A 16,084-nucleotide genomic window follows, 5' to 3' on the forward strand; every position below is an offset into this window, starting at 1 on the left:
GCGGGGCAGCGACGGATTACGAGGACCGCACTGTCCCAGAGCTGAAGCAGCGCGCCAAGGAGGTTGGTCTCTCGGGCTACTCGAAATTGACGAAGAAGGAACTTGTCGACGCATTACGCAATCACTAGCTGCGGCTGCACGCGAACTGCAACTGCGCGTGCTGGCGCTGGCTTGGTCGATCTAGTTCCCTTGCCCGATCGAGGTCTGCGCCAGCAACTCCAGGCCCCGAACGACCGCGGCCCGGACCACCTGCGCAGGTGTCCCTCGAACCGGCACATCTCCATGTCATTCGACGTACCCATCAACGGGCAGGTCTACGCATCGGTAGAACACCGAGCGACGTGGCAATTGCCGAACGCCGACCAGGATCTGATGCCCGGTCCTCGAAGGAACCTCCCCGCCTGCACCGTTGTCAGTTGAGCGGTGGCATGTTTTCGGCGGGGCGGGGTACCCCTGCGGCATGACGGTTCTGACTGCTGTCGCCTTGACCTGCACCCCAAGCCTTCGCCTGCTCCCTCGAGCAGCGAACTGATCGCTCGGCAAGTACTCACGGAGTTGGAGAGGTTCGACGTCGGCGGCGACAGCATCCGGCTCGTGGACTATGACGTCCGGCCTGGCGTCGAGACGGACGTACGCGACGGAGACCAGTGGCCCGAGATTCGCCGCAGCATCGTTTCCGCCGACATCCTTCTCGTCTCGACGCCCACCTGGCTGGGCCAGATGTCGAGTGTGGCCAAACGTGCCCTCGAAAGGCTGGACGCCGAGTTCTCCGAGACCGACGACGAGGGGCGACCAAACCTGTTCGACAAGGTGCCCGTTGCTGCCGTGGTGGGCAACGAGGACGGTGCGCACCGGATCGCCGCGGACCTGTACCAGGCGCTGAATGACTGTGGATTCACGATTCACACCCAAGGCTGCACTACTGGAACGGTGAAGCCATGACGCCCGGCGACAAACTCGCCGGCATCCCGGACGCCGTGGCATCCGCGAATGCAGTTCTGGCAAGTAACGCCGTTCACCTGGCCGATTCGCTGCGCAACCGTCCCTATCCGCCGCCGCGCTGACGACTGGGACGACGAGCGCGGCCGCCGCGTGTCGCACTCACCACAGCGACGAAGCGACAGGCTGAGAGGGGTGCGCCAAGGGTGCACCCCGCCGAAATCTATTGGCTCGCCTCGTCGTTACCAGCATGGCCGACTGACAACAGGAGATGGTCGAATCGACTACGGAGATCTGGCGGCATCTTGACCGCAGTGGGCAATGCCGCGACCAACTGCTCGGCGATCACGCGGAGTTTGACGTTCGATTCCTGTGAGCACCAGACCAGTACTTCGAAGGCGTGATCGGCGTCGATGCCGTAGACGGCCATCAGGACACCCTTGGCTTGTTCGATCGTGGCGCGGGCCTCAACGACCTCGGGCAGTTTTTCGGCGAGGACCCGACGAGTGTCGTCCTGGACGGAGTTGGTGACGTCGACGTAGAAGCCGGAGGTGCCGGTCGCGTGACCCTCGCTCATGATCCGGTGGGCAACCACGACCATGTAGTGGACGTGGCCGGTGGTGTCGATGATCCGGTGCCGGCTGCTGAACGACTCGCCGTCGTGCAGAACACGCTGGAGGAGGTCGGCGACACTTTCCCGGTCGTCAGGATGCTTGTGCTGGAGGAGCAATTCGGTCGTCGGCGTGACCTCGCCCGGCTCGTAGCCGTGCATCCGGGCGACCGCATCCGACCATTCCCAGCGCTCGCCCTCGAAGTAGAAGCAGAAGCTGCCGATCGACTGGACGCGCCCCGACATGAGGAGGTCGCCCTCTTGGAAGTCGCCCTCGGCTGTGGTCACCTACCCAGTCTGGCACTAAGTGGACGCCCTGGCGTATTTCCAGGGTGCCCGCAAGTAGACCTTCCCGACAGGAACGGATCGGCGGGAATGTTAGCGATCGCCAATCATCCGCGTGCACGCCACCCAAGGGGCGTGCGCAAATCGCGTGGCTAGGATTCGGGCTTGGGAAGCGCCGCGCCGCGCCCGCCCCAGCTTGCCCGGTACGCCACCCTCCGTGGGGCGGCAAGCCATTCCGGCCACATCCGCAGCTCGGCCGGGAGGTTGATCACCGGATCGAACGCGGGCTGCTTGTCCTCGGCGGCGACCGCGGTCGGGGAATCCAGCGAGATCCGGCCCGCCGCCTTCGCCTGGCCGCGGGCGGTCGCCAGGGACAGGGTGAAGTGCAACGGGTCGCCGTCGACTAGCGCTGCGGTCGAGCCCGTCCGTGGCTGCCCGATGTCGGGCACGGCGAACACCCAGGTGGGAGGCCCGTCTTCGGTGCAATAGGCTGTGACGCTGCTATAACGTGCGCTGGCCCAGCCGCGGGCCGGCCAGAGCACGACTCGCGTGGAAAGTCGAGCTGACGCCAGCAGCAAGTCCCATGGGCCGCTGGTCCGATGCAATCGGACCGCCAGCCCCAGTACATCAGGCAAGCCATCGGGGATGCCGACCCCTCGGAAGAGTCGGGCGGTCACTGGTATCCGGCCTTGAAACGGCCACCAGTGTCCTCCCAGCTCCGCGTGCCCCTGCGCGAGCACACCTTCCGGGTGAAAGACTCCCGCTCTGCGTACCGCCGAGGCGAGTGCAGACGGGGCACCTAGCAATGCATCGAGTTCTCTCATACCGGGTCGTGTACCCAATCGGCGCGTGATTCAAGCAGGCACGGACGAGGGAATGTGATGCGCTGCCTTCGGCAGGCTGGCTCCAGATTGCGGCGACCACAGACGTCACCGCGGCGCTCGTCGCAGTCACCTTTGGGTCAGCTTCAGCGTGGGTCATTAGACAATCCGATGTTCGGGTGGCTACTTCGACGGGCGGCTGGGCAACCTCTTCACGGAGGCATTACTCGACCGGCACACCGGCAAGAACAGGAGACATCCCCACGTTCCTGCACAACAAGCGGGTGATGTACGACGTCCGAGTTGACGAACCCAGGTCACTGCATGGGCCGAGCAGGCTGCCGAGTTTGAGCAGGCATTCCCGGGGGAACACCGATGACATGAGGAACTCAACAGCACTGACCATTGCCGCGGCGGGCTTGTTTGCTCTCGTCGCATGTGGCTCCGACGATGACGGGAATGAGATGCCCGCCCACGGCACCAGTGGCGTTGTCACGAGCGTGGAATCGGCCGTCGACGAGGCCAAGCTCACGGCCTTCGTCGCCGCGTTCCGTACCGGATACTCGGAGCTGGCGGAGAACCGGAGTGACGAGGACATCGAGAAGATCGTCACCGAATCATGCACTCACCTCGCAGCCGGGGCAGACAAGCAGACCGTGACCGTAGAGATCGAGACGCTGGCCGCGAATGACGGCAACAGGCCGACACCGGAACAGGCCGAGAACATCTACAACCTCGTCGCGCCCGCCTGCCCCTAAACCTGGCGTTGTGAGCAACAGGACGCGAGTGGACGCACGAACCTCCCTAACGGAAGACAGCCATGATTGTGCTCGGTTTGATTCTGCTGCTGATCGGCTTTCTCGCCGGGATCTCGATCCTGTGGACCATCGGGATCGTGCTCATCGTGGTTGGCGTGATCCTCGCTCTGATGGGTGCGAGCGGCCGCGCTGTGGGCGGCAGGAGGCACTGGTACTGACACTGTTCACCAGTGCCCCCGCGGACACCCTGACGATCACATTTTGATGTACCGGGCCATAGCGAAGCTATATAGGCCGTAGGTGATGAACCCGAGACCCGCAACGACGACGAGCACGGGCCCGAAGGGTTGGCTCAGAAGCGATTTCAGCGCGCCGTCGAGTCCGGTCGCTCGGTTCGGATCCGACACGATCGCGGCGACGACGACTAGCACCCCCACCTCGGCGAGTACGAGTCCCTTCGCGACGTAACCGGCGGTACCCAGTGTTCTCACGAAATTGCTGGGCGCGCCGTGGAGGTCCTCGAGGAAGTTCTGGCTCGCGCCCTTGTAGACGTGATATCCGCCGACCGCCACGATCACCAGCCCGGCCGCCACGAGTGCGACGGTGCCTGCCGCGGATTGCATCATGTGCGCACTGATTCCCGCGTCCTGCTGCCCGGTGGACTTTCCGCGCCCGCGCGCGAATCCCAAGGTGGAGTAGGCGAATGCGAGGTAGACGACCGCCAGGGCGAAGGCCCTGCCGCGGTCAAAGACCTCGGACACAGGGCCTTGGTCTTTCGGATCGGTCGAACGTCCGAATACCGTTTCGGCAAGACGCCAGAGCGCCATCGCCGCGAACGCGACGGTGGCCGCCCACATCGCGGGCATACCGCCCGGCTTGCTCGCCAACTCGGCCAGCGCCCCGGACTGGTCGGCCGCGCCGCGCCCGCCGAGGGCGAGCCGGATGGCGATGTAGCCGATGATGAGGTGGACGAGGCCGCTGGTGACGTATCCCGCGCGGGCGAACCGCTCGAAGACACTATTCTGCGCTACCCGTTCCGCGGCGGAGTCAGTGACGCTATTGCTCACGGCGGCGATCCTCCTGGTGTCGACCCGATGCCGGATCCGGGTCGGTCAGGATTGGTCCTCGGCCCGTCACACGCCGATTGATGGGCCGGACCGACACCCCGATTCGGTGTCCTCGGTCGAGTCTGGATGTGGCGTTCTTCGTCGTCGGACGTCGCCCCGGAGCCCTTGGGCGTGGTGGACGAGCCTGTGGGATCGGGTCGAGGGCCGCTGAGAGAGCGCATGGCCTAGATCCATCCGGCGATTTCGGTGGCGGACGAACAGCAGCGCGCGCCCGGGACATTCAGCAAGAAGGCCCATGACGCACGTCTTGGGACCGGCCAAATCGCCGGCAGCGCACGACGATGTGGCCGATGATGACGGGCGTCCTGCTGCCGTAGCAGTGTGGTCACGTGACACGAGACCTTGCGTTGAATGGCCGCTGGCGCCGCGCCCCCGCCCGCTCGTGCTCGTCGTCCCACGAGCGGGCGTCATCAATGTGTCGGTCAGTCCTTGAAGGCGTCTTTGACCTTCTCGCCGGCCTGCTTGAGGTTGCCTTTTGTCTGGTCCTTGCGGCCCTCCGCCTCAGTGTCCTTGTCGCCGGTGGCCTCTCCGACCTTCTCCTTGGCCTTCCCTGCCAACTCTTCGGCCTTGTTCTTCGCCTTGTCGACGGCGCCCATTGTGACTCCTTTGTACTGGCTGATCCTGCCGCGGGTTCGCGGACAGTCAGCCGCATGAATCGACATGATCACGCGGCCAGGGCCTGGATACCCAATCCCGGCGATGTCTAACGGCTCTCGGCGGGATTCGTTGTCATTGCTCGTCGGCGGCGTCGTGGTGATGCAAGGTGCTCGAAGCCGTCCCGGCGGCGTGTTTCGCAGCGTCCGCCAGGTTCTGCGCCGCGTGCCGCGCCGCGTCGGCGGCCTGCGACTCGGCAGCCCGGTCGAGAATCTCGTGCGCCTTGCCGGGCAGGTCAATCTCCTGCAGCCGTTCCCTGGCCTCGGGGACGTGCTCCTTGACAGCCTGGGCGACGGTGTGGCCGGCCTCGACTGCAACGAGTCGCGCCCGCCTGCTTCCGTCGACGATCGCACCGATGGCGGCTCCCGTGGCGGCGCCGATGATCATTCCTATCCACAGATTGCGCATGATGTAGGTATGCCCGCTCGGGTGCGAGTGCAAACGCCGGCGACGGTGAACGCCCGTTGCTCCGTCCGCGGCGCGTTTAGGTTGCCCCTCCGGATTCGGTGCTCGGTTGGGTACACGACGAGGTCTCGGTCCTGCACAACGTCGTACATCTGATGTCCGGCGTGGTCGGTGTGGCTGCGTGCAGCACGGTCGGCACGTCCGTGCTCTTCCTGGTGCTCGGGGGAATCATCAATCTGTTGTTGTGGTCTACGGCCTGATCGTCGACGAAGCATCCGGGGCGGACTTCTCTGCCCACCAACCCGGCCAACTACTGGCTCCATTTCGGCTGGGTCTGGCGATGATCGCCGTTTCTTCGCGATGCCGCGCCTCGGCACCACGACCGCAGCCGATCCGCATCTTCCGCATTCTCCGGTCGAGTGGCCGGGGCCCGTTATTGCGCCATACCCAGCGCGAGCATCGCAGACGTCACCGCAGCTGGGTACACACAACTGCGGCGCGATCCGCGTGGACAGGCCGCCACGCCAGGCCGCGCCGTCTGCCTGCTCAGGGGGTGCGCTTGCCGCCCATCGGCGGTGACACGGTCGGTTCCGCCGCCGGAGTTGGGGTCGCAGCTTCTTCCAGCGGCGCCTCGGCGGTGGAGGCGGTGATCGCGCTCGTGTCAGCGCCGTCGGCGCCGTGGTGGGTAGCCTTCTTCGCCAGGGCACCGACCTTCTGCTGCAGCTTCGGGGCCTTATCCTTCACGGTCTCTGTCGCGCCGCTCACCTTTTCCTTCACGGTGGGGTTGTGCCAGAGCTCGACGGACTGATCCCTCATCTTCTCGTAGGTTTGCCTGCCAGCCCAGGTTCCCAGAACGAAGCCCACGGCCGCCCCCGCTGCGAAGAACAACGTTTTCTCCATGACATCTCCCGATTGTTGTGTGAGACGGGCGGTCAGCCGAATCGTCGTCAGAACGCCCTGCTACAGGTATGCCCGCAGCTGCCGAGTGCAAACCGCCGATGTGCGTCACGATGAATCGGCGAACAGCAGGCTGCGGATCTCGCCCATCGACACGGGTGCGGGCCTTCGGAAGACCGCGCCGTTGGTGTGTGGAAACCGTGCCGTCGATGAGACGGGTTTGGTCCAGGCGTCAAGTGGGCAACCCGAAGGTTGAGGCCCTCCGGTGGAAGCACTCGACCTGTGGCACCTCGGGATGAACCACCCCGATGGGCGCCGCCACGACATCGCACACTGGCGCCGCACAGAAGCGAACAACCCTCGGCCCCCGCGCCCGCGCGGGCCGATCACCCAAGAGAGAAGAAGTACCGCCATGAGCATCGGGAAGAAGCTTCGGCACAAGGCTGAAACCGCAGAGGGCGCAGCCAAGAAGACGGTCGGTAAGGCTCTCGGAAACGAACGCATGGAAGCTGAGGGGAGCGCAGACCAGGCCAAGGGCAATACCAAGCAAACCGGGGACAAGCTCAAGCAGGCGGGACAGAAGATCAAGCACGCCTTCAAGCACTGACCCGCGCTCACACCGCTCGATACCTCATCCCCAGTCTCTCTCCCGAAATCAGGTCGTCATCATGTTCATTCTCGGAATCATCCTCGCCATCGTCGGCGTGGTCGCCAGCATTCCCGTCCTGTTGTACATCGGGGTCGCCCTTATCGTCATCGGCGTGGTGCTCGAGATCATGGGCATGACCGGCCACGCTGTGGCGGGCCGACGCCACTACTACTGACCCAGTAGTCCGAGTGAGTTGCAGTCCACACCGGACCCGACCGCGCCGCGACGTTCGCGGTGGGGGTGAAGGTCCGGAATCTGGAGCAGACGCATGGCGATCTCCGACATCAAGGAATACGCGCACCTCACAGCTGACGACGTCGACGCGCTGCGCGCCGAACTGGACAGTATCCGGCAGGACGTCACCGAGTCGCTCGGCGAGAAGGACGCCAGATATATCCGCCGAACCATCGCCTTCCAACGGCTGCTCGATACGGCGGCCCGGTTGGTGATCCACGGTAGTAGGTCGCCGGCGGGGTGGATTCTCGGGGCGACGGCGCTCGGTGTGGCCAAGAGTGTGGAGAACATGGAGATCGGCCACAACGTCTGTCACGGGCAGTGGGACTGGATGAACGACCCGGAAATCCACTCCAGCACCTGGGAATGGGACATGGTCGGCCCGTCGTCGCAGTGGCGTTACTCCCACAATTACCGCCACCACGTGTTCAGCAACGTTGTCGGGATGGACGACGACCTCGGCTACGGCGTCATCAGGATCACCCGCGACCAGCCATGGAAGCTGGACAATCTGTTGCAACCGGTACGAAACCTGTTGTTGGCGGCGACATTCGAATGGGGCATCGCCCTGCACGACCTGTATTCCGAACAGGCCCGCGCCGACACAGACGCCGAGAAATCGGCGCATCGCAGAGCGTTGATTGGGAAGGTCGCCCGCCAGACGGGAAAGGACTACCTGCTCATCCCCGTCCTCCGCGGACGCCGCTGGCGACGAACCCTCACGGCTAACCTGACCGCTAACCTGCTGCGGAACGTGTGGGCCTACGTGGTGATCTTCTGCGGGCACTTTCCCGACGGAGCCGAGAAATTCACCCTCACTGAACTCGAGGACGAGAGCCAGGCGGAATGGTATCTGCGTCAGATGCTCGGCGCCGCGAACTTCCGCGCCGGCCCGGTGCTGGCGTTCCTGAGCGGCAACCTCTGCTACCAGATCGAACATCACCTGTTTCCCGATCTCCCCAGCAACCGCTATGCGGGGATCTCCACCAAGGTGCGCGCCTTGTGCGAAAAGTACGACCTGCCGTACACCACCGGGTCGCTGGCACGGCAGTACCTTCTGACGCTGCGGACTATCCATAAACTCGCCCTGCCCGACCGATTCCTGCGTGAGACCTCCGATGATGCGCCGGAAACGGCCTCCGAACTGAGGTTCCGCCCATCGCTCCCGTTGCCCGCTGACGTAAACACCGGGCGACGGGTCGGACTGCGCACCGCCCTGACGCAACGCGCCCGCCGGCACGAGGCGCCATCGGCAGACAGGATCCGGGCATAGATCGTCCTGGCGCGGTGGGCGATGCCTCGGAACTCAGTGATGCCGATTGCCGCGCCTGCACCGCGGGCAACGGCCCAATGCCCGGACCGCCCGCGCTCACCCCTGTGCCCCTGAGTTTTCAGAAGCCGAAAGGGCAAGGATGGCGGTTCGACCACAGTCGTCCATCTGGGCGTCTTCCGCCATCACCCGAGCGCGATCTCCGATCTCCGATCTCCGATGCTCGGCCATCCCATCACTCCGGGAATCGGAGCCCATGTCAGCCGGGTCGTTCTGATCGGTAGGTACAGGGCACCGAGAGAGACTGCCAGTAGCCAGGTGGTCGATCAGCCACCGGTGACGCCGCGTTGGGGCACCTCGTGCATGCAGTGTTCCGGCGCCGAATAGGTTTCCGAGAATCGCCCTGCGGGTAACTGCTGTATATGGGTGCACGAGTTGGAACAAACGGCCGGACACCGGTCACATCGCACCGAGACGGCACGGTCGGCAACGGCAAGACCGCCGGTGGTGACAGCCTGAATGCGACCGCCAGAACCAAGCCGACAGCCCGGGCATCCAAGACGGCGAAAAGGCCCACGGCGTCCACCACAACAGGCACCGGGCGTCTGCCGCGCAGGCGACCGACGGCCACGCGGGCGACCACAGCCACCTCACGACGCAGCCCACGGCGGGCGGAACCGACACCTCTACGAAGGCGAACAGACGCCACCGGCGAATCGACGTCGCGCACGCCCCGGCGACAGCGCCCCGACCGCGCCCCGACCTCCGAGCGTGCGCCGGGGCGGACCACCACCGCGAAGCAGGCGGCCGGCAAGCGTCCCGGAGGTGAGGGGTCCCGCACGTCCGCGCAGCGGCGGTCCACCTCACCGAGTCGCACACGCCGACCGGACCCGTCAGCGAAGGAGACCGAACGCGGGTGGCCTGCCGACACCGCACGGAGCGGGGTGCCGCGGCCGGTCGAGTCCGCCGTCGAGTGGCTGAAAGCCCAAATTCACCGGCTCCTGGAGAAAATGCGGGATCGCCGCGCCAGGGTGACGGAGAAGTTCCAGCAGAAGATCCAGGAGTGGGTGGACACGCTCGTCGAGGAGGTCGCACACGGCGGGGCGGGCATGAGAGCCGGACTCGAAGGCCTGAGGGCCGTCCTGACGGGTAAGAATCCTGTGTGGGCCGCGATCAAAGGTCTGGTGTCCGGGTTGAGCGGCAAGGCCAAGATTGCCCTGATTCTCCTCCTGGGCCTCGGACTCCTCCTCGGGCCGGTGCTCCTCGTGGTCCTGTTGCTGGCACTCCTTGCCATGGTGATCGTGGCGGCGGTGCGAGCCGCGGCAGGCTGACCTGATCGATCGGTGTGCCGGGCCGATTCATGAGAAGGCGGCGCCCCGACTCCTCGGCATTGCGTAACCGGTGATCACGAGCGAGGTCCTTGTTCTCGACGACCTTCGACGAAGTCGGCCGAAGAAGTGTTTGTGGCGGTGGTTGAGCGTTGCCGGGTTGGGGTAGTCGGTGCAATGTGCACTGCCGACCGCGCACGGTCTCGCGACACATCACCGAAGGGCCGCGACGCACTGCCGAAGTCGGGGTGGGTGCGCGGCAACTACTCAGGTAAAGGGGTCGACGATGAAGACTAGAGGTCAGGTGGCTGTGGCCGTCGGCGCGGGATATCTACTGGGCCGGACACGCAGAATGAAGATGGCGCTGATGCTCGCGGCCGCGGGCGCAACCGGACGCTTCCCCGGAGGACCGCGAGATTTGCTGGAACGCGGCACGAAAATGCTGGCGAGCTCCCCGGAGCTCGCGAAGATCGGCGACACGGTCCGGGGAGAATTGGTGAACGCAGCGAAGGAAGCAGCGGTCACTGCTACCAGCCGGCGCATCGACTCGCTGAGCAACCGGCTCCAATCGGGTGGCCAGGTGGTCACAGGAACCGTCAGTGATGTCACGGACACTGTCGATGATGTCACCAAAGTGGGGAAATTCGGGCGCAAGAAGCGCGCTCGTTCGCGGGCCGACGAGGACGCCCCTGCCGATGAACAGCCGGAGAACGACTACGCGGACGAGGAAGACGAGGCCGACGACTACGAGGAGCCTGACGAAGACGAGGCCGACGAGGAACCGACCCCACCCAGACGCCCCGCGGCGCGCCGCCGGAGCACAGGCGGCAGCACCCGGCCCACCAGCAAGTCGGGGACCACGAAGTCCCACGAAGACGATGACGAAGAGGCTCCTGCCCGCAAACGCAGGACACGGGCCAAGGCCACGACGGAATCTGCGCCCGTCCGACGGGCACGGGGGTGATGGAGATGACGAACGTCGCAAACAAGCTACGAGAGGCCGGACCAGGCGACGGGCAGGGCTCGTCGAGCATGCTGCAGGACGCGGTGCAGAGGTTGGTCGGCACTGTCGCCGACAAAGCGCTGTCCTCGGTCTCGGACAAGGTGCTGAACACCTCCGGGCGGCTCACTGAGTACGCCGAGGGCGGCGGCGGAGGCTTGCTCGCCGCGGTCACCGGTTCCGAGAAACTGGCCGAGGGCCAATCGCCGCTCAAGGCCGCACTCAGTGGGGGCTGGGAAGGTGCCAAGAACAAGGTCAAGGACAAGGCCTCCGACGTCAAGGACGCGGTCACCGGCGGCCGCGATGGCGACGACGACGGTGGCAAGGGGAAGGGCAAAGGCAAGAAACTCAAGATCACCAACATCGTCGAATCGATCGACGTCGGTGTCCCCGTGCAACTGGCGTACGACCAATGGACGCAGTTCGCCGACTTCCCGTCATTCATGAAGAAGCTCGAACTGGTCGAGCAGGTCACCGATGAAAAGCTGCAATGGAAGGCGCAGGTCTTCTGGTCGCACCGCACCTGGGAATCGACGATCATCGAGCAGGTTCCCGCAGAACGGATCGTCTGGCGTTCGAAGGGCGCGAAGGGATACGTCGACGGTGCCGTGACGTTCCACGAGCTGACCCCCGATCTCACCCGCATCCTCGTCGTGCTCGAGTATCACCCGCAGGGCTTCTTCGAGAAGACGGGAAACCTTTGGCGAGCCCAGGGTCGGCGAATGCGCTTGGAGCTGAAGAACTTCCAACGCCATGTCATGACGAGCACGGTCCTACATCCCGACGACGTCGAGGGCTGGCCCGGGGAAATCCGGGACGGCGAGGTGGTCGAGCCGGAGCAGGACGAATACGAAATGGACGCCGGCGAGGAATCCGAGGACGAGGACGCAGTCGAAGTGGACGAGGGAGCCGCTGAGGAGGACGAGGGAGCCGCTGAGGAGGACGAGGACGAGGCGCCGCCGTCGAAACGTCGAGCCCGCCCACGCAAGACCGCGGCCGCGCAGTCCGCCGGCTCAAAGCAAGGAGCCTCCCGATGACCACCGGTGGGCCCAGCTCGAGCAGCCTCGCCGACGTCATCGACACCATTCTCGACAAAGGCATGATCATCGACGCGTACGTGCGGGTCTCGCTGGTCGGCATCGAACTGCTGACGATTGACGCCCGCGTCGTCGTCGCCAGTGTCGACACGTATCTGCGATTCGCGGAGGCGGTAAACCGGCTCGAGATCGGCAGCGAGCCCAAGGGCCTGACGGATATCGTGGGGTCCGTAACCGAAGGCGGTGCCAGGTCGAAAACCAGGGGCGCACTCGAGGCCGCCGGCGACAAACTCGGCGAACTCCTCGGTGTCGGAGACGAGGAACCCGAACGCGAGCGAGCGCCGCGTAAATCCAGCCGAGGAGACACGTGATGTCCACGTCCAACCAGGCCACCGGTGCACCCGCGGAGCCGCACCCCACCGGCATCTACGTCTACGGCATCGTGCCCGCGGACGTGGAGACCGAAGACGACGCCGTCGGCGTCGACGACTCACGGGTGAGCACCATCAGACACGGCGATGTCGCGGCGCTGGTCAGCGAAATACCGGTGGACCGGCCGCTCGGTAAACCCGCGGACCTCCAAGCCCACGCACGCCTGCTGGACGGAACCGCGCGGGTGGCACCGGTGCTTCCCCTGCGGTTCGGTGCGGTCCTGACCGACGCCGACGCGGTGAAGGACGAACTACTCACCGCGCACGCTGACGAGTTCGCCGCCGCCATGGAGCAACTCGAGGGTAAGGCGCAGTTCGTAGTGAAGGGCCGCTACGTCGAACAGGCCCTTCTGTGGGAAGTGATCGGTGAGAACGAGCAGGCCAGCGCACTGAGGGAGACGATCCGCGACCAGCCGGAGGCCGCCACCCGCGACGCGCGAATGGCCCTCGGCGAAATCGTGGCCAACGCCATCGTCGTGAAACGCGAGGACGACACCCGCACAGTCGTTGATGCACTCGACTCGCTGGCCGACTCCGTCAAAGTCCGCGAACCCACTCACGAGGAGGATGCCGCGCACGTGGCGGTCCTCATCGAGGTCGCCCGGCAGGACGAGCTCGAGCACGCGGTGGGAGCGTTGGCGGAGCAGTGGGACGGCAGGGTTGAGATGCGTCTACTCGGACCGCTCGCCGCCTATGACTTCGTGATGACCCAGACACCGGAGGGCTGAGGCGATGGGACTGCTGTCGTTCATTGTCACGCTGCCACTCGCGCCGGTGCGTGGAGTGATCTCGCTCGCCGAGTTGATCCAGCGACAGGTCGAGGAGGAACTGCACGACCCCGCCACCGCCCGCCGCGCGCTCGAGGAGTTGGAAGAAGCCCGCGCGGCGGGAGAAATCTCCGCCGAGGGGGAAGAGCAAGCGCAGCAGGCCATCCTGGACCGGATGACCACGGCAGACCCGGCCACCACTGCGGAGAAGGAGTGAGGAGGTCATGGAGCAGAAGGAGCCACCGGCCCTGTCGGCGCAGGAAATCGCCGCCCTCGCGCTGCGGGACATCACCGAGCTCACGGGCAAGAAACCGATCGGTGCGACGTCGGTGATGCCGACCGACGACGGGTGGACCGTCGAAGTCGAAGTTGTCGAGGATCGGCGCGTCCCTTCCTCGACGGACATGCTCGCACTGTACGAGGTCGTGCTGGATCTGGACGGAGAGTTACTGTCCTACCGCAGAACCCGCCGCTACAGCCGCGGTGCTGGTGACAGCGCGGGGGGGCAGCGATGACCATCTCCCGCGACAACGACGACCGCCTCCCGCAGAGCCGCAGTGCGGGGCTGGCCGGCGGACACCAGTCGACGAACCTCGGGGACATCCTCGAGCGGGTGCTGGACAAGGGTCTCGTGATTGCCGGCGACATCCAGGTCAATCTCCTCGACATCGAGTTGCTGACGATCAAGGTGCGGTTGGTCATCGCCTCGCTGGAGACGGCGAGGGAGGTGGGGATCAACTGGTGGGAGAACGATCCCTGGTTGACCGGTAAGAGCAGCGACCTCGAGCTCGAGAACCGAAGGCTCAAGGAGAAGATCGCTGCCCTCGAGTCCGACCGGTCGGTGCGTCTCGAGGTGGAGTCGGGTACGCCGATCGAGGTTGAGGGCAACCGGCGAGGCGAGGACGATGAGCGATAGTGACGGCGTGTGGCTGTATGGCATCGCGTCCGAGGGCGTCGACGATGCCCAACTGGCCGGGGTGACCGGTGTCGCCGGCGAAGCGGTCCGGTCGGTGACATCGGCGGGCTTGGTCGCGGTGGTGGGCTCGGTGAGTTTGAGTGAGTTCGGGGAGGGCCCGCTGCAGCGCAACCTCGAGGACCTCGACTGGCTGGCTGCGACCGCGCGAGCCCACGACGGTGTGGTGGCTGCCGTCCTGCGCTGTGGGCCCACGATTCCGCTGCGACTGGCCACGCTGTACCTCGACGATGATCGGATTCGCGCCCTTCTCCTCGAACGGCAGCAAGATTTCGCTGCCGCACTCAGGCAGGTCACGGGGCGAAGTGAATGGGGAGTCAAGGCCTACGGTGACGCGAAACTGCTCGCCCAGCCACCCGCCGAGGAACCCGGCTCGCAGGGCGGACGCGGGAAAGGGACTGCGTATCTGCTGCGCAGGCGAGCGGAGTTGGCGGCGCAACAGGACATCGAGCGCAGGGCGGCCGCCCACGCGCAGGAGATCCATTCCGTCCTCGGTCGTCATGCCGTCGACTGCCGGCGTCAGCAGGTGACCGATCCGGTGATCACCGGTAAACGCGCCTGGATGATCTTCAACGGTACCTACCTGGTGGAGGACAAGCTCGCCGACGAATTCGCTTCGGTCGTCGCGGCACTCGACACCGAACATCAGGGTGTGGCACTGGAACTGACCGGACCGTGGCCTCCGTACTCCTTCTCGGGGATCGACCAGGCGAACCCATGAGGGACATGGCCCCCCCGGTCCCAGCGGACGACACTCGCCGCATCGCTCTGGTCGACCTGCTCGACCGGGTGCTGGGCGGCGGGGTCGTCATCACCGGCGAGGTCACGCTGTCGCTGGCGGACGTGGACATGGTGCGGATCTCGCTGCGCACCCTCATCGCGTCGGTCAGCGCACTGGCGCCTGCCCCGGATGCGCCGGACACCACCGATGACTGATCCAGACAGCCAGCCCGAGTCGGTCGAGCTGAATGCCCTGACCGGGGAGGGACACCGTGTTCTGCCGCAACGCATCGACGCGGACCCCGAGTCGGTCGAGCGCGGCCTGGTCACCCTGGTTCTCACCCTCGTCGAATTGTTGCGTCAGCTGATGGAGCGGCAGGCACTGCGCAGGGTCGAGCACGGAGATCTGAGCGACGAGCAGATCGAGCGGATCGGGACAACACTGATGCTCCTCGAGGAACGCATGGCCGAACTGCGGGAACATTTCGGGTTGACCCCCGAGGACCTCAACATCGACCTCGGGCCGCTGGGTCCGCTGTTGCCTCCGTGACGGCACACGGTCACCTCGGCTGCGGCGTCGGATGCATCGCCCTCGAAGTTGTTCACCGCCTTCGCCGATGTCCTGGCGCAGCACCGAGCGAGGGACAGGGAAACGGGCTCGGTTCCGACCTGAGCGCCAGCGGCGAAGCGAGGAGTGGCGCCGAAGACAAGCCTGGCCGGTCAGTGCTGCATTGCTGCAGTTCTGCCGTCGTGCTCGACTGGACCAAGAGGTGCACGGTCGACGGATCGGCAACGACTCCAGTCCTTCGTCTGTTGCTCCACAGAACCGGTATTTCGCGGGCGAACCGGGCCGAACAGGGTTTTCTCATGCCACAACGGGTATCTCTCGCCTGGAAAGCGATTCAAAGGAGAAGTCGAATGCCACGGAAGGGTTCGGACCCACACCTGAAGGATCAGGAGCTGTACGAGGAACTTCGCAAGAAGGGTGACTCGAAGGAGAAGGCGGCTCGGATCTCGAACTCGGCCGCTGCCCGTGGGCGTTCCAGCATCGGCAGGAAGGGCGGGGCAGCGACGGATTACGAGGACCGCACTGTCCCAGAGCTGAAGCAGCGCGCCAAGGAGGTTGGTCTCTCGGGCTACTCGAAATTGACGAAGAAGGAACTTGTCGACGCATTACGC

The 16,084-nt window shown here is 65.3% G+C and carries 25 protein-coding genes and 1 pseudogene; 20 read left to right on the plus strand and 6 right to left on the minus strand.

What is annotated here, in order from left to right; all coding sequences use genetic code 11:
• Together AC1DWC_RS25265 and AC1DWC_RS25270 are read left to right on the plus strand one after the other, a co-directional pair.
• On the plus strand, window positions 1–128 hold a 128-nt coding region (locus AC1DWC_RS25265), incomplete at its 5' end, for a Rho termination factor N-terminal domain-containing protein (RefSeq protein WP_477910697.1).
• A gap of 332 nt (window positions 129–460) precedes the next feature.
• Window positions 461–1,064: pseudogene (locus tag AC1DWC_RS25270) on the plus strand (flavodoxin family protein).
• A 98-nt stretch (window positions 1,065–1,162) separates the two neighbouring features.
• On the opposite strand, the gene AC1DWC_RS25275 reads toward AC1DWC_RS25270, so the two are convergent.
• Window positions 1,163–1,837 (minus strand): PAS and ANTAR domain-containing protein, encoded by a 675-nt coding sequence (locus AC1DWC_RS25275; RefSeq protein ID WP_477912465.1) that lies wholly within the window; start codon window positions 1,835–1,837, stop codon window positions 1,163–1,165.
• A 149-nt stretch (window positions 1,838–1,986) separates the two neighbouring features.
• The gene (locus AC1DWC_RS25280) at window positions 1,987–2,283 is read right to left on the minus strand and encodes a hypothetical protein (RefSeq protein ID WP_477912467.1); all 297 of its coding nucleotides are present in this window, start codon (window positions 2,281–2,283) and stop codon (window positions 1,987–1,989) included.
• A 719-nt stretch (window positions 2,284–3,002) separates the two neighbouring features.
• Between AC1DWC_RS25280 and AC1DWC_RS25285 the strand changes: the two genes are divergently transcribed.
• Complete coding sequence (locus AC1DWC_RS25285; RefSeq protein WP_477912469.1) at window positions 3,003–3,413, plus strand: hypothetical protein; 411 nt, start codon at window positions 3,003–3,005, stop codon at window positions 3,411–3,413.
• Between the two features lie 62 nt (window positions 3,414–3,475).
• Window positions 3,476–3,631 (plus strand): DUF6131 family protein, encoded by a 156-nt coding sequence (locus AC1DWC_RS25290; RefSeq protein ID WP_477843753.1) that lies wholly within the window; start codon window positions 3,476–3,478, stop codon window positions 3,629–3,631.
• Window positions 3,632–3,667: 36 nt separating this feature from the next.
• Here the strand turns inward: AC1DWC_RS25290 and AC1DWC_RS25295 are convergent, their stop codons facing one another.
• The 3 genes from AC1DWC_RS25295 to AC1DWC_RS25305 form a co-directional block, all read right to left on the minus strand.
• On the minus strand, window positions 3,668–4,480 hold the full coding sequence (locus tag AC1DWC_RS25295; RefSeq protein ID WP_477912471.1) for a DUF1206 domain-containing protein: 813 nt from the start codon (window positions 4,478–4,480) through the stop codon (window positions 3,668–3,670).
• Window positions 4,481–4,962: 482 nt separating this feature from the next.
• Entirely contained in the window at window positions 4,963–5,136 is a 174-nt protein-coding gene (locus tag AC1DWC_RS25300) for a CsbD family protein (protein WP_477912473.1), read from the minus strand.
• Window positions 5,137–5,269: 133 nt separating this feature from the next.
• Window positions 5,270–5,602 carry a hypothetical protein gene (locus AC1DWC_RS25305; protein WP_477912475.1) on the minus strand — a complete coding sequence of 111 codons (333 nt, stop codon included), beginning with the start codon at window positions 5,600–5,602 and terminating at the stop codon, window positions 5,270–5,272.
• 98 nt (window positions 5,603–5,700) lie between these two features.
• Between AC1DWC_RS25305 and AC1DWC_RS25310 the strand changes: the two genes are divergently transcribed.
• Window positions 5,701–5,859: a DUF4383 domain-containing protein gene (locus AC1DWC_RS25310; RefSeq protein ID WP_477912477.1), complete on the plus strand. Its 159-nt coding sequence runs from the start codon at window positions 5,701–5,703 to the stop codon at window positions 5,857–5,859.
• A gap of 286 nt (window positions 5,860–6,145) precedes the next feature.
• On the opposite strand, the gene AC1DWC_RS25315 is transcribed toward AC1DWC_RS25310, so the two are convergent.
• The gene (locus AC1DWC_RS25315) at window positions 6,146–6,499 is read right to left on the minus strand and encodes a YtxH domain-containing protein (RefSeq protein WP_477912479.1); all 354 of its coding nucleotides are present in this window, start codon (window positions 6,497–6,499) and stop codon (window positions 6,146–6,148) included.
• Window positions 6,500–6,908: 409 nt separating this feature from the next.
• Between AC1DWC_RS25315 and AC1DWC_RS25320 the strand changes: the two genes are divergently transcribed.
• The 15 genes from AC1DWC_RS25320 to AC1DWC_RS25390 all read left to right on the plus strand — a co-directional run.
• On the plus strand, window positions 6,909–7,103 hold the full coding sequence (locus tag AC1DWC_RS25320) for a CsbD family protein (protein WP_477912481.1): 195 nt from the start codon (window positions 6,909–6,911) through the stop codon (window positions 7,101–7,103).
• Window positions 7,104–7,164: 61 nt separating this feature from the next.
• On the plus strand, window positions 7,165–7,320 hold the full coding sequence (locus tag AC1DWC_RS25325) for a DUF6131 family protein (protein WP_477912483.1): 156 nt from the start codon (window positions 7,165–7,167) through the stop codon (window positions 7,318–7,320).
• A 93-nt stretch (window positions 7,321–7,413) separates the two neighbouring features.
• Complete coding sequence (locus AC1DWC_RS25330) at window positions 7,414–8,652, plus strand: fatty acid desaturase family protein (protein ID WP_477912485.1); 1,239 nt, start codon at window positions 7,414–7,416, stop codon at window positions 8,650–8,652.
• Window positions 8,653–9,593: 941 nt separating this feature from the next.
• Complete coding sequence (locus AC1DWC_RS25335) at window positions 9,594–9,980, plus strand: hypothetical protein (RefSeq protein WP_477843735.1); 387 nt, start codon at window positions 9,594–9,596, stop codon at window positions 9,978–9,980.
• 283 nt (window positions 9,981–10,263) lie between these two features.
• Window positions 10,264–10,941: a hypothetical protein gene (locus tag AC1DWC_RS25340; protein WP_477912487.1), complete on the plus strand. Its 678-nt coding sequence runs from the start codon at window positions 10,264–10,266 to the stop codon at window positions 10,939–10,941.
• A 5-nt stretch (window positions 10,942–10,946) separates the two neighbouring features.
• Window positions 10,947–12,014: an SRPBCC family protein gene (locus AC1DWC_RS25345; protein ID WP_477912489.1), complete on the plus strand. Its 1,068-nt coding sequence runs from the start codon at window positions 10,947–10,949 to the stop codon at window positions 12,012–12,014.
• Complete coding sequence (gvpJ, locus tag AC1DWC_RS25350) at window positions 12,011–12,385, plus strand: gas vesicle protein GvpJ (RefSeq protein WP_477912491.1); 375 nt, start codon at window positions 12,011–12,013, stop codon at window positions 12,383–12,385. Before AC1DWC_RS25345 ends, gvpJ begins: the two co-directional genes overlap by 4 nt.
• Entirely contained in the window at window positions 12,385–13,173 is a 789-nt protein-coding gene (locus tag AC1DWC_RS25355; protein WP_477912493.1) for a GvpL/GvpF family gas vesicle protein, read from the plus strand. Before gvpJ ends, AC1DWC_RS25355 begins: the two co-directional genes overlap by 1 nt.
• Window positions 13,174–13,177: 4 nt before the next feature.
• Window positions 13,178–13,429, plus strand: a complete 252-nt coding sequence (locus AC1DWC_RS25360) for a gas vesicle protein GvpG (protein WP_477912495.1) — start codon at window positions 13,178–13,180, stop codon at window positions 13,427–13,429.
• 7 nt (window positions 13,430–13,436) lie between these two features.
• Entirely contained in the window at window positions 13,437–13,727 is a 291-nt protein-coding gene (gene gvpO, locus AC1DWC_RS25365) for a gas vesicle protein GvpO (RefSeq protein WP_477912497.1), read from the plus strand.
• Window positions 13,724–14,128, plus strand: coding sequence for a gas vesicle protein (locus AC1DWC_RS25370; protein WP_477912499.1), 405 nt, complete (start codon window positions 13,724–13,726; stop codon window positions 14,126–14,128). Before gvpO ends, AC1DWC_RS25370 begins: the two co-directional genes overlap by 4 nt.
• Entirely contained in the window at window positions 14,118–14,906 is a 789-nt protein-coding gene (locus AC1DWC_RS25375; RefSeq protein ID WP_477912505.1) for a GvpL/GvpF family gas vesicle protein, read from the plus strand. Before AC1DWC_RS25370 ends, AC1DWC_RS25375 begins: the two co-directional genes overlap by 11 nt.
• A gap of 5 nt (window positions 14,907–14,911) precedes the next feature.
• Window positions 14,912–15,121 (plus strand): gas vesicle protein, encoded by a 210-nt coding sequence (locus AC1DWC_RS25380; protein ID WP_477912507.1) that lies wholly within the window; start codon window positions 14,912–14,914, stop codon window positions 15,119–15,121.
• On the plus strand, window positions 15,114–15,455 hold the full coding sequence (locus AC1DWC_RS25385) for a gas vesicle protein K (protein WP_477912501.1): 342 nt from the start codon (window positions 15,114–15,116) through the stop codon (window positions 15,453–15,455). Before AC1DWC_RS25380 ends, AC1DWC_RS25385 begins: the two co-directional genes overlap by 8 nt.
• A gap of 368 nt (window positions 15,456–15,823) precedes the next feature.
• Window positions 15,824–16,084, plus strand: a 261-nt coding sequence (locus AC1DWC_RS25390; protein WP_477912503.1) for a DUF7218 family protein, incomplete at its 3' end; no start/stop codon positions are given.

Source organism: Rhodococcus sp. P4_C10 (genome assembly GCF_056402135.1).